This is a genomic window from Chitinophaga sp. (genome assembly GCF_036569125.1).
GTDB lineage: Bacteria > Bacteroidota > Bacteroidia > Chitinophagales > Chitinophagaceae > Chitinophaga.
Window position 1 is genome coordinate 1 of the sequence record NZ_DATCRF010000128.1, and the last position, 26246, is coordinate 26246.

Genomic DNA, 26246 nt, shown 5'->3' on the forward strand with positions numbered 1-26246 from the left:
TGCCAATACTTTGTATGGCCTGCATATGTTTGTGATGGTGCAGGTCTGTACCAATAAAGGTGATCATTTTATCGGCCAGCAGCTTCTCTGCTACCTTCTGGATATGTTTGCCGTAATAGCCGGTTATGGATAAGAGGTTCACCTGTAACAGGCAGCCCCATTCCCGCAGCTGGTCATATTGATCATATTGGTCATGATAGTGATTATACCGCTCGGGGTGGGCCAGCACCGGCTGGTAACCATGGGAGGCCAGCTTAAACAGCCATTGATGCAGCTGGGGGGGCGCTTGCATAAACGACATTTCCACCAGTATCAGCTTATCCTGCAGGGTAAGCAGGGGAGTGGAGGGGATCAGCTCTTCAAACTGCTCATCCATATAATACTCGGCTGCAAAGGAAATGGCAATATCGTTGCCTTTTTCCCGTAAAGCTGCTTTTACACCGGAGAAAGGCGGGGTAATAGTATCAACAGAATTAGGATAACGGTCCAGAATGATATGCGGGGTAGTAATAATCTTTTTAATACCCATCTCCTGTAACTGCTCAATAAAGGTCAGGGAAGTTTCCAGATCTTTCACGCCATCATCTATACCAGGTACCAGGTGTGAATGAATATCTGTTTCCATAAATTCCAGGATGCCAGTATGGGATGCCTCGGACGCTCGCTTCTTGAAAAAGAACATTGTTTTGCTGCTTGTTTTAAACCCCAAAGTATTTGCAAATTTTATTCCTTTTAACTGGATTTCATAAAAAAATAATATCATTACGAAAATTAAAATATATATACCTTTATAAAGAATCCGATTACACCTGACTAATGGAGGGCAAAGTGGCCCGAAATTAGCTGCTATCCTACGAACCGACCCATACGAATATCCTATGAGTACGACGGCTGAAAGGCTTTTGAGGCTGCCAGGAACTACGAATACACGCTACTGCATAACCTTTATATGCACGTACCTGGTATGCGCATGCCTTCACATTCAGCTGTTTGCACAACATATACCGGTTACCAACCCAACTTTGAGCGGTACGCCGCAAATGAATGCTGCACCTGCCGGATGGGTGGGGATGAATACCGCAGATATACAACCCGGCATTTACGGTGTGCGCTTAGCTGCTGCAGAAGGCAACAGTTATGTGGGCCTGCATAGTGGCGATCAGTACACCGAAGGTATTTCCCAGCAGCTGAACGGGGTATTGCGTAAAGATCACATTTACAGCATGTACTTTGACATGGCCTATGCCGCGTTATACGCCTATAGCACCTGTTACGGTAACCTGGCTATTTACGGCGGCCATGCACCCGGCGACACGGCAGAGCTGCTTTGGAGCTCAGGGGAGTTTGTCCACACCACCTGGCAGCGGTACAGCCCCTTGTTCAGCCCTTCTGCCGGCGACTATACTTATATTACCCTTTGCGCTTACCATGCCAGCCCCTGTTCCAAAAGCGATTACGGAGTAGCAGTGCTGCTGGATAATATTTCCAACTTCATTTATGAGCAGCTGAAGCTCTCATTCAGCACTACCACCACCTGCGCCAACAGCAATACCGGCGCGGTACTGCTCACCGTAGCAGGAGGTACGCCGCCTTTTACTTATGACTGGGGGCATGGCGCACCTGACAATAATCAATTAAGGCAGCTGCCGGCAGGTACCTACACCGTTACCGTTACAGATAGTAAAGGTATTACCGGGGAAGGCAGCACCACCGTACAAACATCCGGCCTGGCGGCTGATGCTACCGTTACACCATCTCTTTGCCACGGGCAGCAGAACGGCAAAATAGCCATTAATGCCAGCGGCGGCTTAGCGCCTTACCGCTATTACGTGAATAATAACAATGCCACCTATACGCCGGTGCTGGAGCATTTACCGCCGGCAACCTACCAGGTAATGGTGAAAGATGAGCAGGGCTGTGAGGCTGTGCTGCCACCCATAGCCCTTACAGAACCGCCGCCTTTACAGATCCGGGAAACGATCATTAAGCCCTGCAGCTGCAGTGAAACGCAGAACGGTAAGATCATTCCGTTAATGCAGGGTGGTACGCCGCCTTATGCTTACCGGGTGAATGGCAGTATGTGGCAGCCGGATAGTTTAATGGGGCAGCTGCAGCCGGGTTTTTACCAGTATGAGATCCAGGACCACAATGGCTGCAGTGTAAGCGGTTCGGGGGAGATCACCTCGCCCTTTAAAAATTGCCTGGTGATCTTACCAACGGCGTTTAGTCCTAACGGAGATGGCAGCAATGATCTTTTCCGCCCTAAAATATACGATGATATACGTAACTACAGCCTGCGTGTATACAACCGCTGGGGTGCATTAATATTTCAGACCAATGATCCTGAAAAGGGCTGGGATGGTATGTATAAAGGCATTTTACAGCAGGCGCAGGGTTACCTGTATATCTGCACCTTCACCGACCGGAACAACGTACCGCAGCAGATGTCGGGTAATGTTACCCTGGTGCATTAATGTTTCGTATAGCAGTAAGCGTGAGTACCTATATATTTATCAGGGCAATGATTTCTTCCAGGTATTTTGCATCAGTGGCATCAAAGTGATCCAGGTGCTCACTATCCACATCCAGCACGCCAACAACCTCACTATTACGTATAATGGGTATTACAATCTCTGAGCGGGATAAGCTGCTGCAGGCAATATGACCCGGGAACTTTTCAACATCCGGCACAATAAGCGTTTTGGCCTGTGCCCAGCTGCTGCCGCATACACCGCGACCATGCTGTATACGGGTACACGCTACCGGTCCCTGGAAAGGGCCTAACACCAGCTCATTTTGTTTTACTAAATAAAAGCCTACCCAAAACCAGCCGAATTGCTCTTTCAATGCCGCTGCTATATTGGCCAGGTTAGCCACCAGGTCTGGCTCTCCATCCAGGAGGCCCTTGATCTGCGGCAGCAGGGAATGGTACTGTGCTGTTTTATCGCCGCTTACTATATGAAGGTCTTCTGCCATGCCGCAAAGTTAAATTGGAAATAGCGATTATGGACAGCTAATTTAGGGCTGTCAGCTAAAATCAACTAAAAGTTTTGTAAATTTATAACGTATGCCCAGGGGGGAAATGGTCTGATTTAGCAGAAGAATGTTTTTAGAGCAGTATCAGAAGCACCTTCTACCGTAAGGCAATTAACCCTATTTTAGCTTCCCCTTTTTTTTTATTGTTTAAAAGACACACGACTTATATGCCTCCTATTCATGCGCCACCTATCCGGCTGTAATATTCAAGGATACTGTTTCGTTGTTACTATGCCCCGGCTTCACAGCTATTATTATGTCATTAAAATATGGAAACACCACAGGTGCCAACCCGGGCATGAGTGGCCCGCCTGCTGTATACCCGTATATCTGTATGCCAACAGTACGGGAGTAGGCGGTATGGCTATATCTTATGTTCAACGTTTATTGTGCCAACCGTGCCCGTTATAACGGCGTTTCCTACACGACGATAACCTGCTGACCCTCCCACTATCCGGGGAGGAGCGCCTCCGGCTTGCCCGGGGTAAATAGCCTTTATCCGCAAACCACCGCTTTTGGAGTGCCCGTTGGTATTGCATTCACATGTACTAAACCGATTTTTTTCTCTTAACCATTAAATCCCTGATTGATTATGCAACAGATCCATCTCCCTCGGATGTCGTATCCGTTTCCCTCTCTTGTAAACAAATTTGCAGAGTTAGCCGAGCAGCAGAATGTACTATGGGCCCAAACCTTTGGCCTGCTTAAAACAGAAACAGCGCTGGCGCGCTTTAAAAGGTCAAAGTTTGCCTGGCTGGTAGCCCGCACGTTTCCCAATGCGGGTTATGAAGAGCTGTGCATTCTTGCCAATTTTAACACCTGGTTATTCCTGCATGATGACCTGTGCGATGAAGCACAGCTGGGGCAACAAGCCAGCAGCCTGCAGGAAGTGACCGGTTATTTTTTAGAGATCCTGCAGCAGCAGATAGCCGAACCTGAAAAGGGCGGCGCCTTTGCAATGGCCCTGGCAGATGTGTGGCAGCGTTTATTACCCCTGAGCCGTCCCGAATGGCGCCTGCGTTTTATACGCACCATGCAGGAATATTTCAGGGCCTGCCATTGGGAAGCTAATAACAGGGCCAGCCACAAAGCCCCGCCGGTAGCTGATTACGTGATTATGCGGCCTTACACAGGCGCACTGTTTGTTGATCTGGAGCTTATTGCTATCAGTGAAAAAACAGACCTGCCGGACGAGGTGCTGCAGCACTCCATGGTGCAGCGTTTAGCCCTGGCCTGCAATAACGTGGTATGCTGGACCAACGACATTATTTCCTGTGCAAAGGAAGCGGAGCAGGGCGATGTGCACAACCTGGTATTAGCCCTGGTACGGGAACGCGGCCTTTCTTTCCAGGCTGCTGTTGATGAAGCGCACCGCATGCATAATGAGGAAGTAAGGCTGTTTGCCGCGCTGGAAAACCTGTTACCCTCCTTTGATGGGGTAACAGACCGTGAGCTCACTAAATATGTAGCGGTATTGCGTACCTGGATGACCGGTAACTATGACTGGAGCGTGCAGGATACAGGAAGGTATAGGGTAGAGAGTGTGACGGTGAAATAGGGAATTACGAATTATTTAATTACGAATTACGAGTTGAATGCAGCGAAGTTTGAAGCGAATGGATTAGTGGCTCTGATCATTATATTGCGCCGGATTATGAATAGCTTATACAGAGATTATGAGCTGCATTGTTTGAAGAAACTGTCTGATCGCATTACTCAATTCGTAATTCGTAATTAAATAATTCGTAATTATTTTCTGGCTTTGCTCCACTTCTCCATCCTTTTCCCAACCCACCAGAACGACAGCGCTAAAATGCTGAAGAAAATACCTTTGTGCGTACGATCCCACAGATATTCAAAATAGCGGGTGTACATATCCAGCAGCAGGAATATCACGCCAAAGTCGCGCACCAGCGGATCGCGGAGCTTAATGCCCAGCCATATCACCACAACGCATAACAGGGTATAGATAGCCACCCACCATAACAGCTGGTATTGGCGCAGCAGCTGCCACTCGCTCCAGGTGCCGCTGTTACCAAAAACAGAGATCAGCCAGGCAGAGAGCAATAACAGCAGCCAGCCACCGCCCCAGGTAATATGTTGTAAGGCATGATATTTTTTACTGCGCAGCGCCAGCTGATGTAACAGCAGCATGATCACCGACAGCACAAACAAGCGGCAGGGCAGGTTCATGCCCAGGAACCACGAAGCATCATGGCTAACGTAGTAGGTAAGCTTTACATAAGCCGGTATTAAACATAAGAGGGTAGCGGTCCATAACAGGCGGGAGGATAAGATAAATGCAAGCACGCCATAAGTAAGGGTAGCCAGCAACCAGAACAAACCATAATTACCATCCAGGTATTGCAGGCTTTTACCAAAATATACCACGGTAACGCCTGTACTGAGTATGGGAAGCAGCCAAAACAGCTCCTGGTTAAACGAAAAGGAGGATTGTTTCTGCTGCCGCCGGAAACCGCTATAGCACAGGAATATGGTGAGGAGGGCAAACAGCAATGCTATAATACCATCTGTAAGCGAGAGCTTTTTACGGATCACTTCAATCCACTTTTCATCCAGCACCAGGGAGCCAAAGGCCATGAGCGCGCATGAAATGGCCGCAATAAAAATATACAGGGTAATGGTTTGCCATTCAACATTGGTTTCCCGTACCTGGTAGCTTTGCTGCATTTGCTGCGCCTGTTCCGGGTTTATAAGCTGATCCTGCTGCCATTGGTCAATGGCTTTTTGCAGCAAACGGGCTTCCCTTTTATCTAATTCCAGCATAAGGAGGTATAAAAGCTGATGTATGGCAAGGTACTCAAAAATAAGGCCCGTTCTCCGGGCCATTTGCATATATGCACATTAATATGCACATTTGTACATTTAGCACACCCGTTATGAATCATCTTCGTTTGTCCGATTACTTGGTATTCCTGGTCTATTTCATTGTGGTAGCGGGTTATGGCTATTACATCTACCGCCGTAAGCGTGCGAATGTTACCAGCACCAAAGACTTTTTCCTGGCAGAGGGATCGCTGACCTGGTGGGCCATCGGGGCTTCCCTGATCGCCTCCAACATTTCGGCGGAGCATTTCATTGGTATGTCGGGTTCCGGCTTTGCGCTGGGGCTGGCCATTTCCACCTATGAGTGGATGTCGGCCGCCACGCTCATTATTGTAGCGGTGTTCTTTATACCGGTGTATCTTAAAAATAAGATCTATACCATGCCGCAGTTCCTGCTGGACCGGTATAACGGTACGGTAAGTACCGTCATGGCTATTTTCTGGCTGCTGGTATATGTGCTGGTGAACCTTACCTCCATCATTTACCTGGGCGCATTGGCTATCAATGCCATTTCAGGAATAAACTTTTTCTGGTGCATAGGAGGGCTGGCCGTGTTTGCGGTGTTTGTAACACTGGGCGGTATGAAGGTGATCGGGTATACGGATGTAGTGCAGGTGTTTGTGCTGGTGCTGGGCGGCCTGGTAACCACTTACCTGGCCCTGAACCTGGTATCCGAACACTTTGGTTTTGGCCAGAACATCTGGAAAGGACTGGCCATTATCAAAGACCAGGCGCCTACGCATTTTCATATGATCTTTGATAAGTCGCATCCATATTATAAAGACCTGCCGGGCCTTTCCGTGCTCATTGGCGGTATGTGGATCAATAACCTGAACTACTGGGGCTGTAACCAATATATTATACAACGCGCCCTGGGCGCTGATCTGAAAACGGCGCGGGAAGGTATTTTGTTTGCCGCCTTCTTAAAGCTGCTGGTGCCGGTAATTGCCGTGCTGCCGGGTATTACAGCTTATGTATTGTACAAGAACGGGGTATTTACCCATGAAATGACGGATGCTGCCGGAACAGTAAGACCTGACCAGGCCTATCCCACGCTCATGAACCTGTTGCCCCCGGGCCTGAAGGGGCTGGCTTTTGCCGCCCTTACAGCCGCTATAGTAGCATCGCTGGCAGGTAAGGCCAATAGTATTTCCACCATTTTTTCCCTGGATATTTACAAACGTTACTTCCATAAAGATGCTACGGAAAAACAGCTGGTACGTGCCGGCCGCTATACCGTGATCATTGCAATGGGCATAGCCTGCCTGGTGGCGCCGGCCCTGCGTTCCCTGGATCAGGCTTACCAGTTCATCCAGGAGTATGTAGGCTTTATTGCACCTGGTGTGCTGGCCATTTTCCTGATGGGCTTTTTATGGAAGCGCACTACCTCTACCGCTGCGCTGGTGGCTGCCGTGCTTACCATTCCACTGTCTACGGTGCTTAAGTTCCTGCCGGTGTGGACCAATGGCGTGTTCCCGGATTATGCTTTCCTGGATCGTATGAGTATTGTATTTGTGGTGCTGATAGGGCTGATGATCCTGATCACCCTCATGGACCGTAACAGTAAGTACCTGCCGCGCATTATACAGATTGATAAGGCAATGTTCCGCACTAACCCGGCTTTCATTGTAGGATCTGTTATTATTGTAGGGATCCTGACGGCATTATATACTGTTTTCTGGTAGGCATTCGGAGGAATGGCCGGGCGGGCTATTTTAGTGTTAATTGCAATTGGTTCATTATGAGTGTTTTATGAATTATCTAATCGATTGCAAAAAAAGCTGGAAAAGCCAATTTAATAGTTTAATTTAGGGTACTTAATTCACGTAATTACTCAGGTATGCGACCATAAGGTTCCATACGGCCAATGAAATTAAATTACTCAGGTATGAAATCGTAAGGTTCCATACGAACAATGAAAAAGATTAAATCATCACGTATGAAATCGTGAGATTCCATACGGCCAATGAAAAAATTAAACGCTCACGTATGAAAGTGCAAGATCAATTCTCCGAAAAAGAGCTACAGCCACTCAACAGCATTGAACAATGGGAAGACGATGTGCTGCAACGTTATCCGGAAGGAGTAGAGCCTTCCAAAGCCAAAGAAGAATACCGCAATTACGATAATCCCCAACGGGACACTGTGCGGGAGTTTTACCGCCTGAACCACAAATACCAGACATACGATTTTGTACAGGAAAAGAAAAAAGAGTTCCTGCAGTTCAACCGCAAGGAAATGCCGGTTTGGAATGCAATGGAATTTCTGAATACCCTGGTAGATGATTCTGACCCGGATATAGACCTGGACCAGCTGCAGCACCTGCTGCAAACAGCAGAAGCTATCCGCGCAGACGGCCATCCCGATTGGTTTGTGCTCACCGGTTTTATTCACGACATGGGCAAAGTATTATGCCTGTTCGGCGAAGCGCAATGGGCTGTGGTGGGTGATACTTTCCCCGTAGGCTGCCAGTTCTCTGATAAGATCGTGTACCCGGAATTTTTCGCCAACAACCCTGACATTAACGATGAGCGTTACAATACCAAATACGGTGTATATTCCCCCAATTGCGGTTTAAAGAACGTGCATATGTCATGGGGGCATGATGAATACCTGTATCACATCACCAAAGACTATTTGCCGGAGCCGGCTTTGTATATGATCCGCTATCACTCCTTTTATTCTCAACACAGGGAAGGCGCTTATGAGCACCTGATGGATGATCATGACAGGGAAATGTTTGAATGGGTAAAGAAATTTAACCCATACGATCTGTATTCCAAAAGCCCGAAACCGCCTGTAGTATCAGAGTTAAAGTCTTACTACGAAGATCTGATCGCCAAATACCTGCCGGCTACTATCCGTTTGTAGGTTGGTTATAGAACGATACTAAAAAAAAGCAGCGGCCAGTTGACCGCTGCTTTTTTATGATCTTAATTAGCCAGTGTTATAATAGCTCCGTTACCATGGGAAAGGCTACCTTAAACCAATAAGTAAAACGATCGGGCGTATCCCTTATCTGGCGGGCTATTTCAGCCAGCGGATAGAATGCGTATGCTGCTACCTCTTCTGCATCCGGGATCACGGCGCCATCAAAAGTGCCCAGGAACACATGATCATATTCATGCTCTGTTAAGCCATTATCAAAGGAGGCCTGGTAAGTAAAGGTGAACAGTTTTTTAACCGGGCAATCAAATCCCATTTCTTCCTGCAGGCGGCGGTGTGCGGCTTCCTCTACTTCCTCGCCCGGCATGGGATGGCTGCAGCAGGCATTGGTCCATAAGCCACCGGAGTGGTATTTGCCGCTGGCGCGTTGCTGCAGCAGCATTTCATTTTTGCTATTCACAATAAATACAGAAAAAGCCCTGTGTAATAGCCCTTTCTGATGTGCCTCCAGCTTCTCCATGGTAGCCAGGGCCTCGTCTTGTTCGTTGACCAGGATTATATGGTTAGATCTCATATGCCAAAGGGTTTGAGGGAAAATGCTGTTTTTTTTGGAAGGTATGGATTAATGTGCAGATGTGCAAATATGCAAATGTGCAGATGAATTGAATCACTGCATCCAGCATTTGCACATCTGCATATTTGCATATCTGTACATTGTTTAATGTTTTATCTGCCAAACCACTTTCCCTGTTCTTATATCAATACAGGTAGTGTGCAGCATCCAGGTAAGCAGCAGCTGTTGCCGGGTAACATCGGCCCAGCGGAAGGTGAACTCCGGGTTGCCGCTGGAAAAAACTTCTTTAAAAGCATTGGTTTCTTTGGCATTGGATGCATCAAAAAATAATCCGGTAAGCTTGCTTTGCCAGTGTAGGCGTAAGGGTTGTCCCGGCGTCCATTGGAGGGAGGAAAGCAGCAGGCCGGCGTCTTTATTGGTAGAGGATGCCTGCAGCACAAAAAAGTTATCAGATCCGGCAAGCAGCAGCCGGTCGTTATTGCCCGTCAGTCTGTTGGAGCTAGCAGCTCTTCTAACCAGGTTGTCTATACGATTTTGCATATCGTGTATAGCGGCTTCCATACTGCGTATATTCACGCCCGTTTTATTACGCCGCAGGCTGTCGGCCAGCATTTGCAGGGAATCTACCATGCTTTTTTGCTGGCTGATGAGCGATCTTACCTCCTGCATTTGTCCCGACTGCATTTGCTGCAAACGGCTCAGGTTCTTATCTACCAGGAAGCTGCCTTTCAGAAAGCCGGGATCATTTTCCAGGCGCCGGCTGCCATTTTCTATTACCAGGTAATTCCGCGGGCTGCCATCCAGGCGCAGTACAACAGAATCATTATAGGCAGTGTGCGATCCTGTAATATCCGGGTCGTTCAGCGGTGGCAGCTGGTAGCTTACATCCGTAATTTTTTCCACTTTCAGGGTAGCGGGGTTCAGCGCATAATGAAAGCCCTGATCATCACTGAGTATAATACCGCGGCCGGCATCATAACCATAGAACTGCGGCAGCTGGTACCATTCCGGGTTAGCCAGGTGCTCTTTCAGGAAAGAGGCCTGCAGCAGCAGCTGGTCGGCGCTGGCTTTTACTTTCAGGGTACGCGGATCATAGGTTTGCAGGGTTACCTGCTCATTCTCATTTTTTCTCACACACCAAAGCTGGTTGCCGGTAAGGGCCAGCAGCAGGCAGGCATCCTCCGATTCTCCGCCAAAAATAGTGCGGGCAAGGAGATGCCCATCCTTTACATCATAGGCGGAAAGACGGGTATTGGTAAAACCGCTTATGCGCGTGTAACCGCGGCCGGAGCTTTTGGAAGTGGCATGAAATACTTTTTCATGTGTTATCAGCACCTGGCCGGCACTATCTGTATACAGGTACTCGCAGATAATACCATCTGCGGAGCCGGTTTTATCTGATTTAAAAAAGCAGCCGCTAAGCAAAAACAGGAATGCAATAGGGAGGACATAGAGCCTGATCATATAACAATTTAATGAAAATTATGAAGGATTACACCCCTGCGGGCAATTTGAAGGTGTTTAAATATTTTATATATTTCGCCAAATTGAAAGGATGCTGAAATCGTTGCTGCAAAAGATAGGCTTATCCAAACCGCCGGTTGATTATACCTACACACCTGATGAAAACCATATTGAGATCCTGAACTTCTGGACCCTGCAGCAAAATAAAGAGCTGTGGTTTTACCAATACCTGCTGCATCATTTTTCCAAACAACTGGGCCCGCATAATTCTCTGTTACTCAGTTCTGTATTTGGCCCCAGGAACAGGATAGCGGCCAGCAAAAGCCGTATAAAGCTGTTTTACACCGGTGAGAATGTGGTGAACTTTCCGGAGTATGCGGATCATTGCAAACGCCTGGTGAACCTGGCATTGGGCTTTGATCACCTGGTAAGTGAGAACTATCAGCGCTTTCCATTATGGATCCTTTATTCTTTTGATGCCACTGCAGATGAACAGGAAATACGGCGGCGGCTGGAGCATTATACAGAGGAAAATATTTGTCCGGATGATCAGAAAAAGTTTGCCTCACTGATCTGCCGGCATGATAAGAATGGACTGCGTACCATCTTATTTGATGCCCTTAACCAGGTAGACCGGGTAGACAGCGCAGGAGCTTATCTCCGTAACACCAACGATCTGCAGGAAAAATTCCAGGATAACAAGATCCGGTTCAACGGCCATTATAAATTCAGCATTTGCCCCGAGAATACAAACCGGGAGGGTTATGTAACGGAAAAGGTATTTGAAGCCATCAGGAGTAACACCATTCCAATTTACTGGGGCAGTAACAACAACCCCGAGCCGGAAGTGCTGAATAAGAACGCCATTTTATTTTATGAGGGGCCGGAGAGCTTGCCCGCATTACAAAAGCAGATAGCAGAATTACATACTGATCCTAAGTTATACCGTGAATTTATGCAGCAGCCACGCTTTCAGCCACATGCTGCAGAATATGTGACAGAGCTGTTCAACGGCTTTCATACCAGGCTGCAAAAACTATTGCAGTAGTATTATACCAGGGCTGCATGCAGGATCTCTACCGGGTGCAGCGCTATTTTGCCTGTACCGTCCTTTACCTGGTGCCGGCAGCTGGTGCCGGGAGCGGCTATGAGCGTATCATCCGTGGCATTGCGTACTGCCGGGAATAATACCAGCTCACCTATTTGCATAGACAGGTCATAGTGCTCTTTCTCATACCCGAAAGAACCCGCCATGCCGCAGCAGCCGGAAGGAATAATTTCCACGCTGTAATTAGCGGGCAGGGATAATATTTTTTTACTGTGCAGGGGAGTAGATAAGGCTTTCTGCTGGCAATGCCCATGCAGCTTAATATGTCTTTTTTCCTGCGTGAACTGCTCAGGGCGTAGTGCGCCGCGCTCCGCTGCCTGTGACAGGAACTCATCTACCAGGAACACATTTTTGGCCAGCTGTTTGGCCGCTTCGCGGTATTGCTCCTGCACCAGGTCGGGATACTCATCCCGGAAGCTCAGGATGGCAGAGGGTTCTATGCCCAACAGGGGTGTATCTTTCGTAATAACGTCTTTGAATATACGTATTTGCTGTTCAGCGATCACACGCGCTTTACGCAGCAATCCTTTTGACATTAAAGCACGCGCGCTTTGCGGATGATCAATCATGCGTACCTCATACCCTAATTTATGCAGCAGCTGCACGGTTTTAATGCCAATGCTGGTATCGTTGTAGTTGGTGAATTCGTCGCAGAACAGGTATACCGCCGGTGCATTCGCCGGCAGCGCTGTTCTTTCCTTAGGCCATTGCCGCCTGAACCAGCTTTTTAAAGTAGTGCTATGCAGGCCCGGTAAGGAACGGTCTAACGCAAAACCGGATACCTTTTTAATAACGCTGCTGGTAGCTTTATTTTTTACCAGCCAGTTATAAATACCTGGTGTAATGGCTGCCAGGCCATTGAGGCTGGTATAGTTGCCGATCATTTTAGCGCGGAAAGGCACGCCGTTGGCATCATGATAATGCTGCAGGAACTCCATTTTCAGCTTGGCCATATCCACGTTGCTGGGGCATTCCGATTTACAGCCCTTGCAGGCCAGGCACAGGTCCAGCACATCATAGATCTCTTTATGGTCAAAACGGTTCTGCTTATTGGAATGCGTCAGGAACTCGCGCAGGATGTTGGCCCTTGCACGGGTGGTATCTTTTTCATTACGGGTAGCCATGTAGCTGGGGCACATGGTGCCGCCGCTCAGCTGCGTTTTACGGCAGTCGCCGGAACCGTTACATTGTTCCGCATGCTGCAGCATGGTTTGATCCGGGAAGTGGAAAATTGTTTGCAGCGGTGGTACCTGCTGGCCCGGCTCATACCGCAGCATGCTGTTCATAGAAGGTGTGTCTACGATCTTGTGCGGGTTAAAAATGTTCTCGGGATCCCAGGTGTATTTCAGCTGGCGTAACAGCTCATAGTTTTTGTCGCCTATCATCTGGCGGATAAATTCCCCGCGCAGACGGCCATCCCCGTGCTCCCCGCTCAGGGAGCCCTGGAACTGCTTTACCAGTGTGGCAATTTCCTCTGCTATTTTGCGGAACAGTAAGTTGCCTTCTTCCGTTTTCAGGTTAATGATAGGGCGTAAATGTATTTCCCCGCTGCCGGCATGTGCATAATGCACAGCGTACAGGTTGTACTTTTTTAAGATGTCGTTAAACTGGCGGATATATTCCGGCAGGTCCTCAATGGCAATGGCGGTATCCTCTATCACGGGCACGGCCTTTTCATCGCCGGGCAGGTTGCTGAGCAGGCCCAGGCCGGCTTTGCGCAGGGTCCAGATCTTTTTGGTATCGTCCCCGAACAGCAGCGGAAAGTGGTAGCCTAAACCGGCAGCCTGCAGCTCCTGCTGTAAGCGTGTAGCTATTTCCGTTATTTCCCCGCGGGTGTTGCGCAGGAACTCTACTACCAGGATGGCGCCGGGATCGCCCTGCACAAAAAAGCGGTTCTTGCTTTGTTCAATATTATCCTTGGTACATTCCAGTATATAATGATCGATCAGCTCACTTGCGCTGGGCTTGTATTGCATGGCAATAATATTAGCCCGCAGCGATTCGTCGATGGTATTAAAATGCACGCACAGCAGCCCGGTTTCTTTAGGCGGCAGGGGAGAGATGTTGAGCTTTATTTCCGTTAAAAAGGCCAGTGTGCCTTCTGAACCGGCAATGAGTTTGCAAAAGTTAAAATCTTCTGTGCCGGCGGTAAAAGGCGCTGTTTCCAGCAGCAGGTCTACCGCATAACCGGTGTTACGGCGGGTAATGCTTTTCTTGGGGAACTGCCGGCGGATCTCCTCCTGGTTGGCGTGGTTACCTAAAATAGAGCGGATCTGCTGGTAAACTTGGGTTTCCAGCGAGCCATCACCGCGTTCACAGCGGGCATGAAATTCATCCGGGGAAATGGTGTTGAACACCGCTTCAGAACCATCGCTCAGCAAAGCTTTTACTTCCAGCAAATGTTCGCGGGTGCTGCCATATACTACGGAGTTGGAGCCGCAGGAGTTATTGCCCACCATACCGCCTATCATGGCGCGGTTGGCGGTAGAGGTTTCGGGCCCGAAATAAAAGCCGTAAGGTTTCAGGAACATGTTCAGCTCATCGCGTACCACGCCGGGCTGCACACGCACCCATTTTTCCTCCGGGTTTATTTCCAGTATGCGGGTAAAGTGTTTGGATACATCTACTATAATACCGTTGCCCACCACCTGGCCTGCCAGCGAAGTACCGGCTGTGCGGGGTATCAGGGAGGTTTTGTTTTCACGGGCAAAAGTGATCAGGCGTTTGATATCTTTTTCATGCGCCGGGATGGCTACTGCCAGGGGCAGCTCACGGTATGCCGAAGCATCCGTGGCATATAAGGTACGCATGGTATTATCATCGTAAAGGGCGCCCTCCAGTTCCAGGGCCAGTTGCCGGAGCTTATCTCGCATATCAGACCATTATTCCGCCGCGAAATTACGAATTATCAATTACGAAATACGAAGGAGTTAACGAGCGTAATAGATTTTTTTTAAAAGAAGTTGGGTTTGGATGGAAAATATCTAAATGGCATCTTAAGCATGCCACACCTTTAAGGTGTGGCACACATTAAAACAGTGTATTATTATTCACAAACTTCGGCCTTATGATCTCGATCCCGCAAACCTCCTTCATCTTATCTGCCAGGTATACGCTTAGCTCCGGGGAGTAGGCCTCATCGTGCATATGCATAAAAAAGTACAGCTCTTTCAGCCCATGATCCAGCCAGTAGCGGATGCGGTTCACCCAGTCATCAATACGGGTATAATCCGTAGGGTGCAGGCTGTTGCCCACAAAACGGATAAATGCGCTGGGTATGGTCAGGTGCATATGCGCACAATCGCGCCGGCCTGAGGTATCGGTGATCAGCAGGCCTACCTTTAACTTTTGCAGTGTTTGCAGCAGCTCCAGCCAAATGCCTTCATCACTGAACCATTGCGGGTGCCGCACCTCCACGAACCATTGCAGGTCCTTTGGCAGGGAGGCCAGGTATTGAAAAAGCTGGTCTTTCCGGTTGGGGGAGAACTTATCGCTTACCTGCAAAAATATAGGTCCCAGGTGCTCTCCAAATGCCAGCACGCCTTCCAGGAAAGCGGTGGTTTGCGGACCGGCATTGGTTAGCTGGCTGTAATGGCTGATGGACTGCGGCACCTTTGGGCAGAATTTAAAGTGATGTCCTGCGGCCTTTGCATCCCATTTGCGGATGGCATCCGGCTCATAGATCTTGTAATGGGTGGCGTTCAGCTCAATGCTGTTGTAGTGATGCACATATTCATCCAGGAAACCGGCTTCCTTGGTGCCTTTGGGATAGATCTTCCCGATCCATTCCTTACGGCCCCATTTGGCGCAGCCCACATAGATCTGCGGCTTCTTTGCGGGCTGACCTTTCAGTACTTTTTTATTAAAAACAGGCTCTGCGGCCAACTTGAAATCCAGGTCGTTCAGCAGGGCCTCGTCTACACGTCCAAAGTCCATAAATTAATTTTGAGAGTTCTTTGTTTATATAGTTTTTCTAAGGTAACTTAAAAGTATGTATCAATAAATAAATAGCATGGAAGTTATACACGTCAGCGCGGAATGTTACCCGGTAGCCAAGGTTGGAGGATTGGGGGATGTGGTAGGCGCCCTGCCCAAATATCAGTTTGAGGCAGGCTGTTATGCCAAAGTCGTGATCCCCGCATACAGGACCCGTTTTTTTGAAACCCACGAATTTGAGATCGTACACCAGGCCGGCATGTACCTGGGCCCTTACTGGTACCACTTTAATGTCTGGAAAGAAAAGCACAACACTTTAGGATTTGACCTTTACCTGGTAGATATTCCCGGCCTGCTGGATACAGCCGGCGTATACGGATATTACAACGATACGGAGCGTTTTTTAGCTTTTCAGATAGCCACGCTGGACTGGATCAATGAATGGCGGCATAGCCCGGATGTTATCCATTGCCACGACCATCATACCGGGTTAATTCCCTTTCTGATGAGCAATGGGTATAAATATGCCCGGCTAAAAAATGTACCTTCTGTTATTACGATTCATAATGCACAATACCAGGGCCAGTTTGGCTGGGACCGGCAATACCTGCTGCCTTCCTTTGATTCCTGGAGAGGCGGCCTGCTGGATTGGGCCGGCGCCATTAACCCCCTGGCTGCAGCTATTAAATGCGCCTGGAAGGTAACCACCGTATCGCCGAACTACCTGGAAGAGATGTTTAATTCCGCCGCCGGGCTTGAAAGCCTTTTTAATTATGAGCGCGGCAAGTGTATAGGTATTTTGAACGGTATTGATACCAAGGTATGGGACCCTGCAACAGACCCTATGTTAACGGCTAACTATGACGCCTCTACGCTGGTAACCGGTAAGGAGGAAAATAAGCAGGCCCTGTGCCGTGAGTTTGGATTAGACCCTGCTTTGCCGTTAATATCCTTTATTGGAAGGCTGGTGGGGGAAAAGGGCGCCGATCTGTTACCGGATATTATCGGCCGCTCGCTGTACGAGCTGACGGGCCGGGTGAATTTCCTGGTGCTGGGAAGCGGGGACCCCCATGTGGAATGGTCTCTACACCAAACCCGGCAATATGTAGAAGATCACTTTAATGTATATATCGGTTATAGCGAAGCTTTATCACACCGTATTTATGCCGGCAGCGATTTCCTGCTGATGCCCTCCCGCGTAGAGCCCTGCGGTCTTAACCAGCTCTACGCCCTGCGTTATGGTACAGTGCCCATTGTAAGAAGTGTAGGCGGATTAAAGGATACGGTTACGGATATTGGCGATAAAAACGGTTTTGGCATACGTTTTATACATGCAGCAGTATGGGATGTATGCAGGGCGATAGGCCGGGCAGTATCCCTGTACGAAGATCAGGAGGTTATAACCCTGCAGCATATACGACAATACAGCATGCAGCTGGATCATTCATGGGACAGCGCAGCACAGGGATACCTGGATGTTTATTTAAGCTTGCAGAACGCTTAATGCGGGATGCTTAAAGCTTAACGCTGATTGAAGCGATTATATGCCCAATGCATAAACCTTTTATTGATCAGATTAGTTATCGAAGTATTAGGCGTTTAGCATTTAGCTTTCAGCGTTAAGCATTAACTTTGAACCGTTGACCGCCAGCCACTTGCTTACAATGAAAAATTGAACATAATATATGTCTAACGCAATCATTTCCCTGATATTGGGCGGAGGAGCCGGAACAAGGCTGTATCCCCTTACACGCCGCCGTTCAAAGCCGGCAGTACCCCTGGCTGGTAAGTACCGGCTGGTGGATATACCTATTTCCAACTGCCTGAACGCGGATATGAACCGTATTTTTGTGCTTACGCAGTATAACTCTGCTTCCTTAAACAAGCATATCAAAAATACCTATCACTTCAGCCACTTCAGCAAGGCTTTTGTGGATATACTGGCCGCAGAGCAAACCCCTGATAACCCTACCTGGTACCAGGGTACCGCAGATGCGGTGAGGCAGTGCCTGCACCATATTGATAATTTTGAATTTGAATATGTGCTCATCCTCTCCGGTGACCAGCTGTACCAGATGGATTTCCGGGACATGCTGCAGTTTCACGTAGAATCCGGTTCAGAGATCACCATTGCCACTATACCGGTAAGCGCTAAGGATGCCTCTGACTTTGGGATCTTAAAAACAGATCCCAAGGGATTGATCACTTCCTTTACGGAAAAGCCCAAGCAGGATGTATTAGGCCCCTGGTCATCACCCGTGAGCGAGGAAATGGAATCAGAAGGCCGCATTTACCTGGCCAGCATGGGTATTTACCTGTTCAGCCGGCAGGTGCTGTACGACCTGCTGAACGGGCAGGAAACCTCCACCGACTTTGGTAAGGAGCTGATCCCGTATGCTATCAATGCGGACTATAAAGTGATCAGCTATCAATACACCGGGTACTGGACAGATATTGGTAACATCTGCTCTTTCTGGGAAGCCAACATCGGGTTAACGGATGACATCCCCAAGTTTAACCTGTTTGACGAATCACATACTATTTATTCCAGGGCACGCATGCTGCCACCGGCCAAGATCTCGGCAAAGCTGAATAAAACCGTTATTTCAGATGGCTGTATCATATTGGACAGTACGCTGGAACGTTGTGTGGTAGGTATCCGTAACCGCATAGGCCGTGGATCTGTGATCACAAACTGTTACATAATGGGGAGCGATTACTACCAAACGCTGGAAGAGCTGGAAAGGGCCAAAGCAAAAGGCCACCCGCCCATGGGTATTGGAGATGATTGTCATATCAATAACGCTATAATAGATAAGAACTGCAGCATTGGCAACGGGGTGAAGATCAATGTGGGAGACCGCCTGCCGGATGGCGAGTTTGAAAAATATACCGTGAAGGATGGGATCGTGGTAATAAAAAAGGGTATGGTATTGGAGGATGGATTTGTGATCTAAGCGGCCGATAGGGCCACTTGCTAATGTGTTGTGCAAATGAATTTGCGCGGTATTGATAATATAATCACGCGCATATTTATTTGCACATTTTTGTATGAGTACCTTTACACCTACATTATAAAATTGCAGAATAAAAGGCGAAGTATGCGACTGACCATAGAACGACAAAACACGAAGATCTATCCTGATTTAAAGAGAGTAGTAGCACGCTTTTTCTTTAACGGCGATGCCCGCGCCAAAGCCATCATCAGCCAGGTAGGCGGCATGACGGATGCGGAGGTTTCCGCCACGCTCACGCCTTTGCTCCGTGAGTTCTCACGCCGCCACCGTAACGTAACCCGCATTTTTGAAAAGCATTGCGACCGGGTAAAACACCTGTTCACCTCCCAGGGCATTAACTATGATGAGGTGGATTACAAAAAAAGGCTGCTGATCGGCTCTTATTTTACCAATGAATATTCCATTGAATCGGCTGCGTTCTTTAATCCTTCCCTGATCGAAGACCTGGACCAGAGCGGGCTGGAAGAAGGAGAAAAACGCGTGATCATCAGCTTCCGCGCAGTAGGCGAGGGGCATATTTCCTCCATTGCGTTCCGCCATGGGGTTATTAACCGGGAAAACGAGATCTTTCTGACGCCGCCGGGTAACTATGTGGAGGAAGCAGATATTATCCGTAACTCCCTTTACCAGAAACAGGGCTTTTTCCAGAATGCAGTATCCATCCGCCTGCCGGATTCCGTGATGCGGGAAGTGCAGAGCAGCCTGTCAGATACCTTTGAATACCTGTCGCTGAAACGCGTGATCCGTGATATGCAGCAGCGTTACCAGGTAGATCACCTGATTAAAAAGGCATTGGAAAGGTTGTTATGGCTGGCAGATTCTTACTACGAAGTGAACTTTTCACTGGATACAGATATCTCTGACCGTATTATATTTCCTTATTCGGAATCTGAAACGCGTGGCATTGAAGATGCCCGATTTGTAAAGTTTGCCGATAACAATGGCGATATTATCTATTACGCCACCTACACGGCGTATGATGGTATTACCATTCAGCCCAAGCTGCTGCAAACAAAAGATTTTTACAACTTTAAAATATTGCCGCTGTATGGCGAGGGCGCGCAGAACAAGAACCTGGCGCTGTTTCCCCGCAGGATCAATGGTAAATATGTGATGTTATCCCGTATTGACGGTATTAATAATTACATCATGTACTCCGATAAGATCAATATCTGGGAAAACCCGGAGATCCTGCAAACACCCAAGTATCCCTGGGAGTTTGTACAGATCGGCAACTGCGGATCGCCCATTGAAACATCGGAAGGGTGGCTGCTTATAACACATGGCGTGGGACCAATGCGTACCTATTGTATAGGCGCCAGCCTGCTGGACCTTAATGATCCTAAAGAAGAAATAGGCCGCCTGAAAGAGCCATTGCTGGTGCCAACCAAAGAAGAAAGAGAAGGATATGTGCCCAATGTATTATACTCCTGCGGATCTATGATCCATAACCAGGAGCTGATCATTCCTTACGGTCTTTCTGATTATGCCACCGGCTTTGCCACGGTAAACCTTGAACATCTGCTGGACAGGATCAAGCAGGACGGGTAAATGTGCAGATGTGCAAATTTGCAGATGAAATGAAATGTGCTGATGGGCTCTAATGGTAGGTGGGCTGCGACCTGCGGCTGCTTTTTATTTTTGCTTTTTACTTTTTGCTTTAACCTGTTCATACAGGTCAAGATAAGCTTCCACCATTTTCTCCTGGCTGAACTGCGCTTTGGCGTAGGTATGGCAATAGCTGCGGTCAATAGTATGCAGCGCTTTTATGCTGTTAATAGCCTGCTGCATATTATTTACCAGGAAGCCGGTTTTGCCTTCCTGGATAAGCTCCGGCATAGAGCCGCGCTGGTAGGCAATTACAGGCGTACCGCACAACATGGCTTCCGCCACGCTGAGGCCAAAAGGCTCCTCGAAATAAATAGGGTGCAGCAGGGCTTTGGCGCGGCCTAATACCCGGTTGCGTTCCTCCCCGCCCACAGCGCCTACAAATACTATGTCTTTCCCATCAATGAACGGCTGCACTTTTTCGCGGTAATAACCTTCATCCTGTATAATGCCGGCAATTACCAGGCGGTGGTTGGTAGCCAGGGCAATCTGTATAGCGTCAAAGGTGCCTTTATCAGGATGAATGCGCCCAAAGTACAGCAGGTAATCCTCCGGCTGGGTTTCCAGTGAAAACTCTTCGGTGCGTATACCATTATATATATTGGCGGCGTATTGCAGCTCCGGGCTGCGGTTGGCGTAGCTGATGGATACATAGTGGTTCACATCATTAAAGCGGGCATATACGGGAATGATCCTGGGAGAGGAAAAGCCATGAATGGTAGTAACCATGGGCGTAGGTATTAACCGCGACCAGGTAAGGGGCAAAAAATCAAAGTGGTTATGGATAATGTCAAATTCCCCGGCCCGCTCCATTAAGTAACTGATATGCATACACTCCTGTACTTTGGCATCCAGCGTTTTATCCTCTTCATATCCCCGAGGGCAAATAGCAGCAAGGGTGCCGCCGGTAACGGAATTAGCGGTGGCAAACAAGGTAACTTCGTGACCTTTGGCTACCAACCCTTCTGCCAGGTTAGAAGCCATTTGTTCCCAGGGCCCGTAATGTTGGGGAGGCGTGCGCCAGGCCACGGGAGAGAGTACTGCTATTTTCATGAACTACGATTTCAATTACGAATGTGAAGTACGATTAAGAAATACGAATTAGGTTCAGCACGTTTTGTACCAACTCTTAATATAAATGCAATTATCCATCATTTTGATTTTCAATGAGATTATCCAATGTCCCACATTTTTAATCCATTTCCAGGTCCCGTGTGCATTTAATTCATAATTACTTATGTCATAGCTATTTTCAATGGCATTCTTGCCAAAACGGAGGAATGTGAAGCATCCCTGGTTCAAACTACCATTTCCCCTTATACTCCTAACCGGGGTACCCAATTCGTAATTCGTAATTGACCAATTCGTAATTGACAGCCGCCGTTCATCGTAATTCGTAATTTGTAATTCGTAATTTATTATACCTTCGTGCCTTCAAAGGAAGTAAGGAGCATGGATCAATCAGTATGCAACAGTGTACCCTACAGTGAAACCGGCTATTTCAGCCAACTGGTACTCGATTTTTTGGCAGAACATCCGCATATCCGATCTTTTTACACGCACCCGCCGCTGCATCCCGACCTGGATGCGCTGATACACGCTAAAAAAGCGCAGCCCCTGCAAAGGGATGTGCTGGTAAAAGCCCTGGAAGCGCAATATGCCGGTTTAGAGGTGCATGAGGCAGTAAAGGAAAACATTCGTCTGCTGGAGCAGCCGGGCACCTTTAGCATTTGTACCGCCCACCAACCCAATATTTTTACCGGTTACCTTTATTTTGTTTATAAGATCCTGCAAACCGTAAAGCTGGCGGCTGATTTTAAACAACAACGCCCCCAGTACGATTTTGTGCCGGTGTATTACATGGGCAGTGAGGATAATGACCTGGATGAGCTGGGCAGTATTTACCTGAACGGTAAAACGCTTACCTGGCCTACAACGCAGGCCGGCGCCGTAGGGCGCATGCGTCCGGATGGGCTGGAGGAGCTGATTGTACAGATAGAATCCCTGCTGGGTTATGGCAAGCACGCAGAAGAGCTGGTGCAGCTGTTACGCCAGGCCTACGGGCAGCATACTAACATTCAGGAAGCTACCCTGTACCTGGTAAATGCCCTATTTGGCCGCTTTGGACTGGTAGTGCTGATCCCCGATACCCCGCTGTTTAAAAAGCAGTACATACCGGTTATGAAAGAGGAGCTGTTACACCAAACCTCCTATAAGCTGGTAAGCGATACTATTGAGAAAATATCACAACATTATAAAGTACAGGCCAATCCCCGGGAAATAAACCTGTTCTACCTTACGGATAGCAGCCGGGAACGGATCGTGAAAGAAGGGGAGCAGTGGAAGGTTTTACACTCCAATATCACATTCACCGCTACGGAGCTGGATGAGGAGCTGCATAACCACCCCGAGCGTTTTAGCCCCAATGTGATCCTGCGCGGGATGTTGCAGGAAACTATTTTACCCAACATTGCCTTTATTGGCGGTGGTGGTGAAATTGCTTACTGGCTTGAGCTGCAGGCATTGTTTGCCCACTATCGTGTGCCGTATCCTATGCTGGTGATGCGTAATTCCTTTTTACTGGTAGATGGGGTATCCCGCAAATGGTTGCAGAACCTGGGCTTATGTATCAAAGACCTGTTTGGCAATGTAAATGAGCTGGTAAATAACTTCGTGCTGCAACGCACCAATGCCACGCTGGTATTGAAAAAGGAATACGATGCGCTGGAACAGCTGTTTGATGAGCTGGAAGCCAAGGCGCGCAGTATAGACGTAACGCTGGTATCCAGCGTGGGCGCTGAAAGGCAAAAAGCTATCAAAAGCATTGGACGGCTGGAACATAAATTCCTGCGGGCAGAAAAGAAAAAGTTTGCCTGGCAAACAGACCAGATCAGGCAGCTGCGCGATAAATTATTCCCTGCTAACTCCCTGCAGGAACGCAAAGAGAACTTTATGCCCTGGTATATTCATGAAGGCCCTGCACTGTTTGACAGGATACTGGCTAATATGCAGCCTTTATCGGACCAGCTGCAGATCATTTATGAACAGGATAATAAGGAGCTATTGCCTTGACCGGATGGCGTTCTCAATATCTTCCCTTTTTTCCCCTACCTCGTTTATTGTTTTCAGGATCTCTTCCTTGGTAACCTTCAGCTCTTCTGAAAGGTACTCAACATGGTCATCCCTTAACGGATCAATAGTTTTAAGGTCCTGGAAGCTTGTGGTGGTTTTATTGTCAGGCATGATCAGTTCTTTTTAGGTTGTTGAATACCTGTATGCGTACAAATACAATGCCTGCGGGTTGCGGATGACAACGCTTAGCTCATAGCTTTCTTCATATCCTTCAGCACCACCAGGATGCCGTGCAGCTGGTCGCGCACCTGTTTGGTTTCCAGCATCTCATCCCGTACCGGCGTTTCCCCCTTTCCATGGTTGATCTCTGTTTGCCGTTGCTGGATAAGGCTTTCCACATGAATATCCAGTGTTTCAAAAGCTTCAATATTGCCGGGTAGTTCCGGCAGGGCAGCGCCGGGCTGCTGGGTAAGCTGTATGATCTGGTCCATGTACTGCAGCAGGTAATGGGATATCAGCTGGTACTCCGGGCGCGGAAAACGCACGCCCTGGCCCAGGCCATAAGCTGCCAGTGCAGCAATACGGGAAGTAAGGGTGTGGTTCAATACCACAAAGTGGTACAGTTTGGAATTATTTTTCTGCTGGCTCTTAGGCTCGCTTAACATACGCTGAAAGGCGGCCATGAGGTTGGCGGTATGTACATAGGTATCCTTACGGGCCAGCTTGTATTCGGTAACGGACATTTGCAGGCTGGTGTAAAGTTTTATAACCTGCTCAAAATATTGCTTGTTGGCCGTTATCATTTTCTCCATATAGCTGGGCAGGTACTTATGCTCCCAGCTGGGCCACAGGGTAAGGTTGGCCACAAAGGCCAGGCTGCCGCCAATAAAGGTATCCAGTACCCGCTGGGTGGCATACCGCAGGTCTGCAGGATGCAGGAAATGCAGCAGGAAAATAACAAATGGGGTGGTAAAGATCACGCTAACGGTGTACTGGTACGTCATAAACGTATAAGCTCCCAGTATGCACACCAGCATAATAATAAAAATGGTGGTGGGATTGTTGGTAAGCAATAATACACCTATAGCAAACAAAGCCCCTATAACGGTGCCGATTATACGCTGATAGCTGCGCGACTTCGTTAATCCAAAACCTGGTTTCAGGATCACCACTATGGTAAGCAGGATCCAGTATACGCGGTCCAGGTGCAGCAGTAGCCCCAGTATGTAGCCTGTTACGGTAGCCAGGCTTACGCGTACGGCATGCCGGAAAATGTGCGATTGAAAGGTAAGGTTATCGCGGAAGGTCTCAAAATCGTAGCGGTTACTGGTGGTAAAGCGGGAGAGCTCTAACCGCGGGTCAATGGTAGTATCTTTCAGGCGTTCCAGGCGGGTAAGGCGGTGCAGGTTGTACATGCGCTCCGCCATATCCTGCAGGTTACCCAGGATGTTGGTGAGGGTAATAAGGCGGGTGCGCTCCCGCAGGGTGGGCAGGGTTTTACGGATCTCATCAACGGCCTGCTGTACCTTTTCAATATCGTGCCGCAGGTTGGCGCGGGGCATGGAACGCTGCCCGGCCATAACGGCCAGGCCTATATCTTTCAGCTCCTGTGCATATTCCAGGATCAGGTGGTGGAATTTTTCCAGTATATTTTGTTCCCCGAAGTTCTGCTGCAGCGCTTTATAATCTATCTGCGAAGCCATGATCTGCTCCTGCAGGTCTACCAGGTCCAGGAAAATGAGCACCATGCTTTTGCTGATGCTGCTGGTGCCCTGCTGGGCAGAGCGCCTTTTGAGCAGCAGCTCCCGTACGGCTTCCTGTTTTTCACTCACCAGCACCTGCTGTTCCAGTACGGATTTATACGTTTCATCCAGATCAGTATCCTTTACATAAAACCCGGCGCGCAGCTCCAGGTAGCGGGCTGTTTCCAGTATACATTCCCCCAGGGTTTGCTGTACATTCAGGTAGGGGCGTATTTGCCAAAGCACCAGCGCCAGCAGCCCGTGCCACAGGCCGCCCAGCAATACCAGCCCGCTGTAGCGCAGGGTGTCCATAAGGTTGTCCTGCGGATCGCCCAGCATAATGATCATTACCAGCAAACAGGCTATGCCTATATTGCCGCCCCGGTTGCCATATACCAGCAGCATGCTGAAGAAAAAACAGCAGACGATGATCCAGGGGGCCATCAGGTAAGGGTAGGGCGATGCCAGCCCCGTGCCCAGGGCGGTCAGGAAAATTAAGGCAATGCTGATGAACGCACCGTTGCGTTTATGGATAAAGGTGCCCGGCTGGTCCGACAGGGCGGCGCATAACGCACCCGTAGAAATGGCAATACCCATTATCAGCTGGCCCATACTCAGGCATACCAGCGAAGGCACTACCACGCTGATGGTTGTGCGAAGCCCATTGCTGAAATGGTAGCTTAATATAAAACTCTTAATTTCTGTAAGCCAACGGGCGATCATTAATTACGAATTATTTAATTACGAATTACGAATTGGGTACCGCAATTTGTTGTTCCCAATTTTAATTCGATATGCAAAGGTAGGAGTTAATGCCGAACGCCAAAGGCTGTGTGCTAAACGCTTAATGCCGAACGCTAAACGCCGAACGCTCAATGCCGGCGCCTGACTAAGAGCACAATATATTGAACATTAAAGAATTGATATAAATATAATCACGAAGCAAGCCCCGATTC

Annotated in this window: 19 protein-coding genes; 9 read left to right on the forward strand and 10 right to left on the reverse strand. The window is 48.5% G+C overall.

Features of this window, described 5'->3' with window-relative positions; genetic code table 11:
* Positions 1-625 (reverse strand): tyrosine-protein phosphatase (locus tag VIM87_RS04435; RefSeq protein WP_331995809.1); only part of this gene is annotated, 625 nt, incomplete at its 3' end.
* A gap of 253 nt (positions 626-878) precedes the next feature.
* Here VIM87_RS04435 and VIM87_RS04440 point away from each other — a divergent pair.
* The gene (locus VIM87_RS04440; protein WP_331995810.1) at positions 879-2474 is read left to right on the forward strand and encodes a gliding motility-associated C-terminal domain-containing protein; all 1596 of its coding nucleotides are present in this window, start codon (positions 879-881) and stop codon (positions 2472-2474) included.
* A 28-nt stretch (positions 2475-2502) separates the two neighbouring features.
* Here VIM87_RS04440 and VIM87_RS04445 read toward each other — a convergent pair whose 3' ends face one another.
* A complete protein-coding gene (locus VIM87_RS04445) occupies positions 2503-2976 on the reverse strand; it encodes a GAF domain-containing protein (protein WP_331995811.1) in 474 nt (157 codons plus the stop codon).
* Between the two features lie 676 nt (positions 2977-3652).
* Here VIM87_RS04445 and VIM87_RS04450 point away from each other — a divergent pair.
* Positions 3653-4594 (forward strand): terpene synthase family protein, encoded by a 942-nt coding sequence (locus VIM87_RS04450; RefSeq protein ID WP_331995812.1) that lies wholly within the window; start codon positions 3653-3655, stop codon positions 4592-4594.
* Positions 4595-4785: 191 nt separating this feature from the next.
* Here VIM87_RS04450 and VIM87_RS04455 read toward each other — a convergent pair whose 3' ends face one another.
* Positions 4786-5823, reverse strand: coding sequence for a DUF2157 domain-containing protein (locus VIM87_RS04455; protein ID WP_331995813.1), 1038 nt, complete (start codon positions 5821-5823; stop codon positions 4786-4788).
* A gap of 113 nt (positions 5824-5936) precedes the next feature.
* Between VIM87_RS04455 and VIM87_RS04460 the strand changes: the two genes are divergently transcribed.
* Both VIM87_RS04460 and VIM87_RS04465 read left to right on the forward strand, forming a co-directional pair.
* Complete coding sequence (locus tag VIM87_RS04460) at positions 5937-7568, forward strand: sodium/sugar symporter (protein ID WP_331995814.1); 1632 nt, start codon at positions 5937-5939, stop codon at positions 7566-7568.
* A 304-nt stretch (positions 7569-7872) separates the two neighbouring features.
* On the forward strand, positions 7873-8754 hold the full coding sequence (locus VIM87_RS04465; RefSeq protein WP_331995815.1) for an inositol oxygenase family protein: 882 nt from the start codon (positions 7873-7875) through the stop codon (positions 8752-8754).
* A gap of 76 nt (positions 8755-8830) precedes the next feature.
* Here VIM87_RS04465 and idi read toward each other — a convergent pair whose 3' ends face one another.
* Together idi and VIM87_RS04475 are read right to left on the reverse strand one after the other, a co-directional pair.
* The gene (gene idi, locus VIM87_RS04470; RefSeq protein WP_331995816.1) at positions 8831-9343 is read right to left on the reverse strand and encodes an isopentenyl-diphosphate Delta-isomerase; all 513 of its coding nucleotides are present in this window, start codon (positions 9341-9343) and stop codon (positions 8831-8833) included.
* A 144-nt stretch (positions 9344-9487) separates the two neighbouring features.
* Positions 9488-10807, reverse strand: a complete 1320-nt coding sequence (locus VIM87_RS04475; protein WP_331995817.1) for a PA2928 family protein — start codon at positions 10805-10807, stop codon at positions 9488-9490.
* Between the two features lie 91 nt (positions 10808-10898).
* Here VIM87_RS04475 and VIM87_RS04480 point away from each other — a divergent pair, with 91 nt between their 5' ends.
* Positions 10899-11855: a glycosyltransferase family 10 domain-containing protein gene (locus tag VIM87_RS04480; RefSeq protein WP_331995818.1), complete on the forward strand. Its 957-nt coding sequence runs from the start codon at positions 10899-10901 to the stop codon at positions 11853-11855.
* 2 nt (positions 11856-11857) lie between these two features.
* On the opposite strand, the gene VIM87_RS04485 is transcribed toward VIM87_RS04480, so the two are convergent.
* Together VIM87_RS04485 and VIM87_RS04490 are read right to left on the reverse strand one after the other, a co-directional pair.
* A complete protein-coding gene (locus VIM87_RS04485; protein ID WP_331995819.1) occupies positions 11858-14788 on the reverse strand; it encodes an FAD-binding and (Fe-S)-binding domain-containing protein in 2931 nt (976 codons plus the stop codon).
* 157 nt (positions 14789-14945) lie between these two features.
* The gene (locus tag VIM87_RS04490; protein WP_331995820.1) at positions 14946-15851 is read right to left on the reverse strand and encodes a DUF72 domain-containing protein; all 906 of its coding nucleotides are present in this window, start codon (positions 15849-15851) and stop codon (positions 14946-14948) included.
* Positions 15852-15927: 76 nt separating this feature from the next.
* Here VIM87_RS04490 and VIM87_RS04495 point away from each other — a divergent pair, with 76 nt between their 5' ends.
* From VIM87_RS04495 to VIM87_RS04505, 3 genes are all read left to right on the forward strand, one after another.
* The gene (locus VIM87_RS04495; protein WP_331995821.1) at positions 15928-17355 is read left to right on the forward strand and encodes a glycogen synthase; all 1428 of its coding nucleotides are present in this window, start codon (positions 15928-15930) and stop codon (positions 17353-17355) included.
* A 181-nt stretch (positions 17356-17536) separates the two neighbouring features.
* Positions 17537-18808: a glucose-1-phosphate adenylyltransferase gene (locus VIM87_RS04500; protein WP_331995822.1), complete on the forward strand. Its 1272-nt coding sequence runs from the start codon at positions 17537-17539 to the stop codon at positions 18806-18808.
* 144 nt (positions 18809-18952) lie between these two features.
* Positions 18953-20419: a glycoside hydrolase family 130 protein gene (locus tag VIM87_RS04505; protein ID WP_331995823.1), complete on the forward strand. Its 1467-nt coding sequence runs from the start codon at positions 18953-18955 to the stop codon at positions 20417-20419.
* 84 nt (positions 20420-20503) lie between these two features.
* Here the strand turns inward: VIM87_RS04505 and VIM87_RS04510 are convergent, their stop codons facing one another.
* The gene (locus VIM87_RS04510; protein WP_331995824.1) at positions 20504-21529 is read right to left on the reverse strand and encodes a glycosyltransferase family 4 protein; all 1026 of its coding nucleotides are present in this window, start codon (positions 21527-21529) and stop codon (positions 20504-20506) included.
* 399 nt (positions 21530-21928) lie between these two features.
* On the opposite strand from VIM87_RS04510, the gene bshC reads away from it, so the two are divergent.
* Positions 21929-23548, forward strand: coding sequence for a bacillithiol biosynthesis cysteine-adding enzyme BshC (bshC, locus tag VIM87_RS04515; protein ID WP_331995825.1), 1620 nt, complete (start codon positions 21929-21931; stop codon positions 23546-23548).
* Here bshC and VIM87_RS04520 read toward each other — a convergent pair.
* Together VIM87_RS04520 and VIM87_RS04525 are read right to left on the reverse strand one after the other, a co-directional pair.
* Positions 23537-23719 (reverse strand): DUF3606 domain-containing protein, encoded by a 183-nt coding sequence (locus tag VIM87_RS04520; protein ID WP_331995826.1) that lies wholly within the window; start codon positions 23717-23719, stop codon positions 23537-23539. The two genes, bshC and VIM87_RS04520, sit on opposite strands and share 12 nt — an antisense overlap.
* Positions 23720-23793: 74 nt before the next feature.
* The gene (locus tag VIM87_RS04525; RefSeq protein WP_331995827.1) at positions 23794-26013 is read right to left on the reverse strand and encodes an FUSC family protein; all 2220 of its coding nucleotides are present in this window, start codon (positions 26011-26013) and stop codon (positions 23794-23796) included.
* Positions 26014-26246 lie beyond the last annotated feature (233 nt).

Coding starts and splice junctions, on each gene's coding strand:
- VIM87_RS04440 (WP_331995810.1), top strand. CDS start 879: ATGAGTACGACGGCTGAAAGGCTTTTGAGGCTGCCAGGAACTACGAAT.
- VIM87_RS04445 (WP_331995811.1), bottom strand. CDS start 2,976: ATGGCAGAAGACCTTCATATAGTAAGCGGCGATAAAACAGCACAGTAC.
- VIM87_RS04450 (WP_331995812.1), top strand. CDS start 3,653: ATGTCGTATCCGTTTCCCTCTCTTGTAAACAAATTTGCAGAGTTAGCC.
- VIM87_RS04455 (WP_331995813.1), bottom strand. CDS start 5,823: ATGCTGGAATTAGATAAAAGGGAAGCCCGTTTGCTGCAAAAAGCCATT.
- VIM87_RS04460 (WP_331995814.1), top strand. CDS start 5,937: ATGAATCATCTTCGTTTGTCCGATTACTTGGTATTCCTGGTCTATTTC.
- VIM87_RS04465 (WP_331995815.1), top strand. CDS start 7,873: ATGAAAGTGCAAGATCAATTCTCCGAAAAAGAGCTACAGCCACTCAAC.
- idi (WP_331995816.1), bottom strand. CDS start 9,343: ATGAGATCTAACCATATAATCCTGGTCAACGAACAAGACGAGGCCCTG.
- VIM87_RS04475 (WP_331995817.1), bottom strand. CDS start 10,807: ATGATCAGGCTCTATGTCCTCCCTATTGCATTCCTGTTTTTGCTTAGC.
- VIM87_RS04480 (WP_331995818.1), top strand. CDS start 10,899: ATGCTGAAATCGTTGCTGCAAAAGATAGGCTTATCCAAACCGCCGGTT.
- VIM87_RS04485 (WP_331995819.1), bottom strand. CDS start 14,788: ATGCGAGATAAGCTCCGGCAACTGGCCCTGGAACTGGAGGGCGCCCTT.
- VIM87_RS04490 (WP_331995820.1), bottom strand. CDS start 15,851: ATGGACTTTGGACGTGTAGACGAGGCCCTGCTGAACGACCTGGATTTC.
- VIM87_RS04495 (WP_331995821.1), top strand. CDS start 15,928: ATGGAAGTTATACACGTCAGCGCGGAATGTTACCCGGTAGCCAAGGTT.
- VIM87_RS04500 (WP_331995822.1), top strand. CDS start 17,537: ATGTCTAACGCAATCATTTCCCTGATATTGGGCGGAGGAGCCGGAACA.
- VIM87_RS04505 (WP_331995823.1), top strand. CDS start 18,953: ATGCGACTGACCATAGAACGACAAAACACGAAGATCTATCCTGATTTA.
- VIM87_RS04510 (WP_331995824.1), bottom strand. CDS start 21,529: ATGAAAATAGCAGTACTCTCTCCCGTGGCCTGGCGCACGCCTCCCCAA.
- bshC (WP_331995825.1), top strand. CDS start 21,929: ATGGATCAATCAGTATGCAACAGTGTACCCTACAGTGAAACCGGCTAT.
- VIM87_RS04520 (WP_331995826.1), bottom strand. CDS start 23,719: ATGCCTGACAATAAAACCACCACAAGCTTCCAGGACCTTAAAACTATT.
- VIM87_RS04525 (WP_331995827.1), bottom strand. CDS start 26,013: ATGATCGCCCGTTGGCTTACAGAAATTAAGAGTTTTATATTAAGCTAC.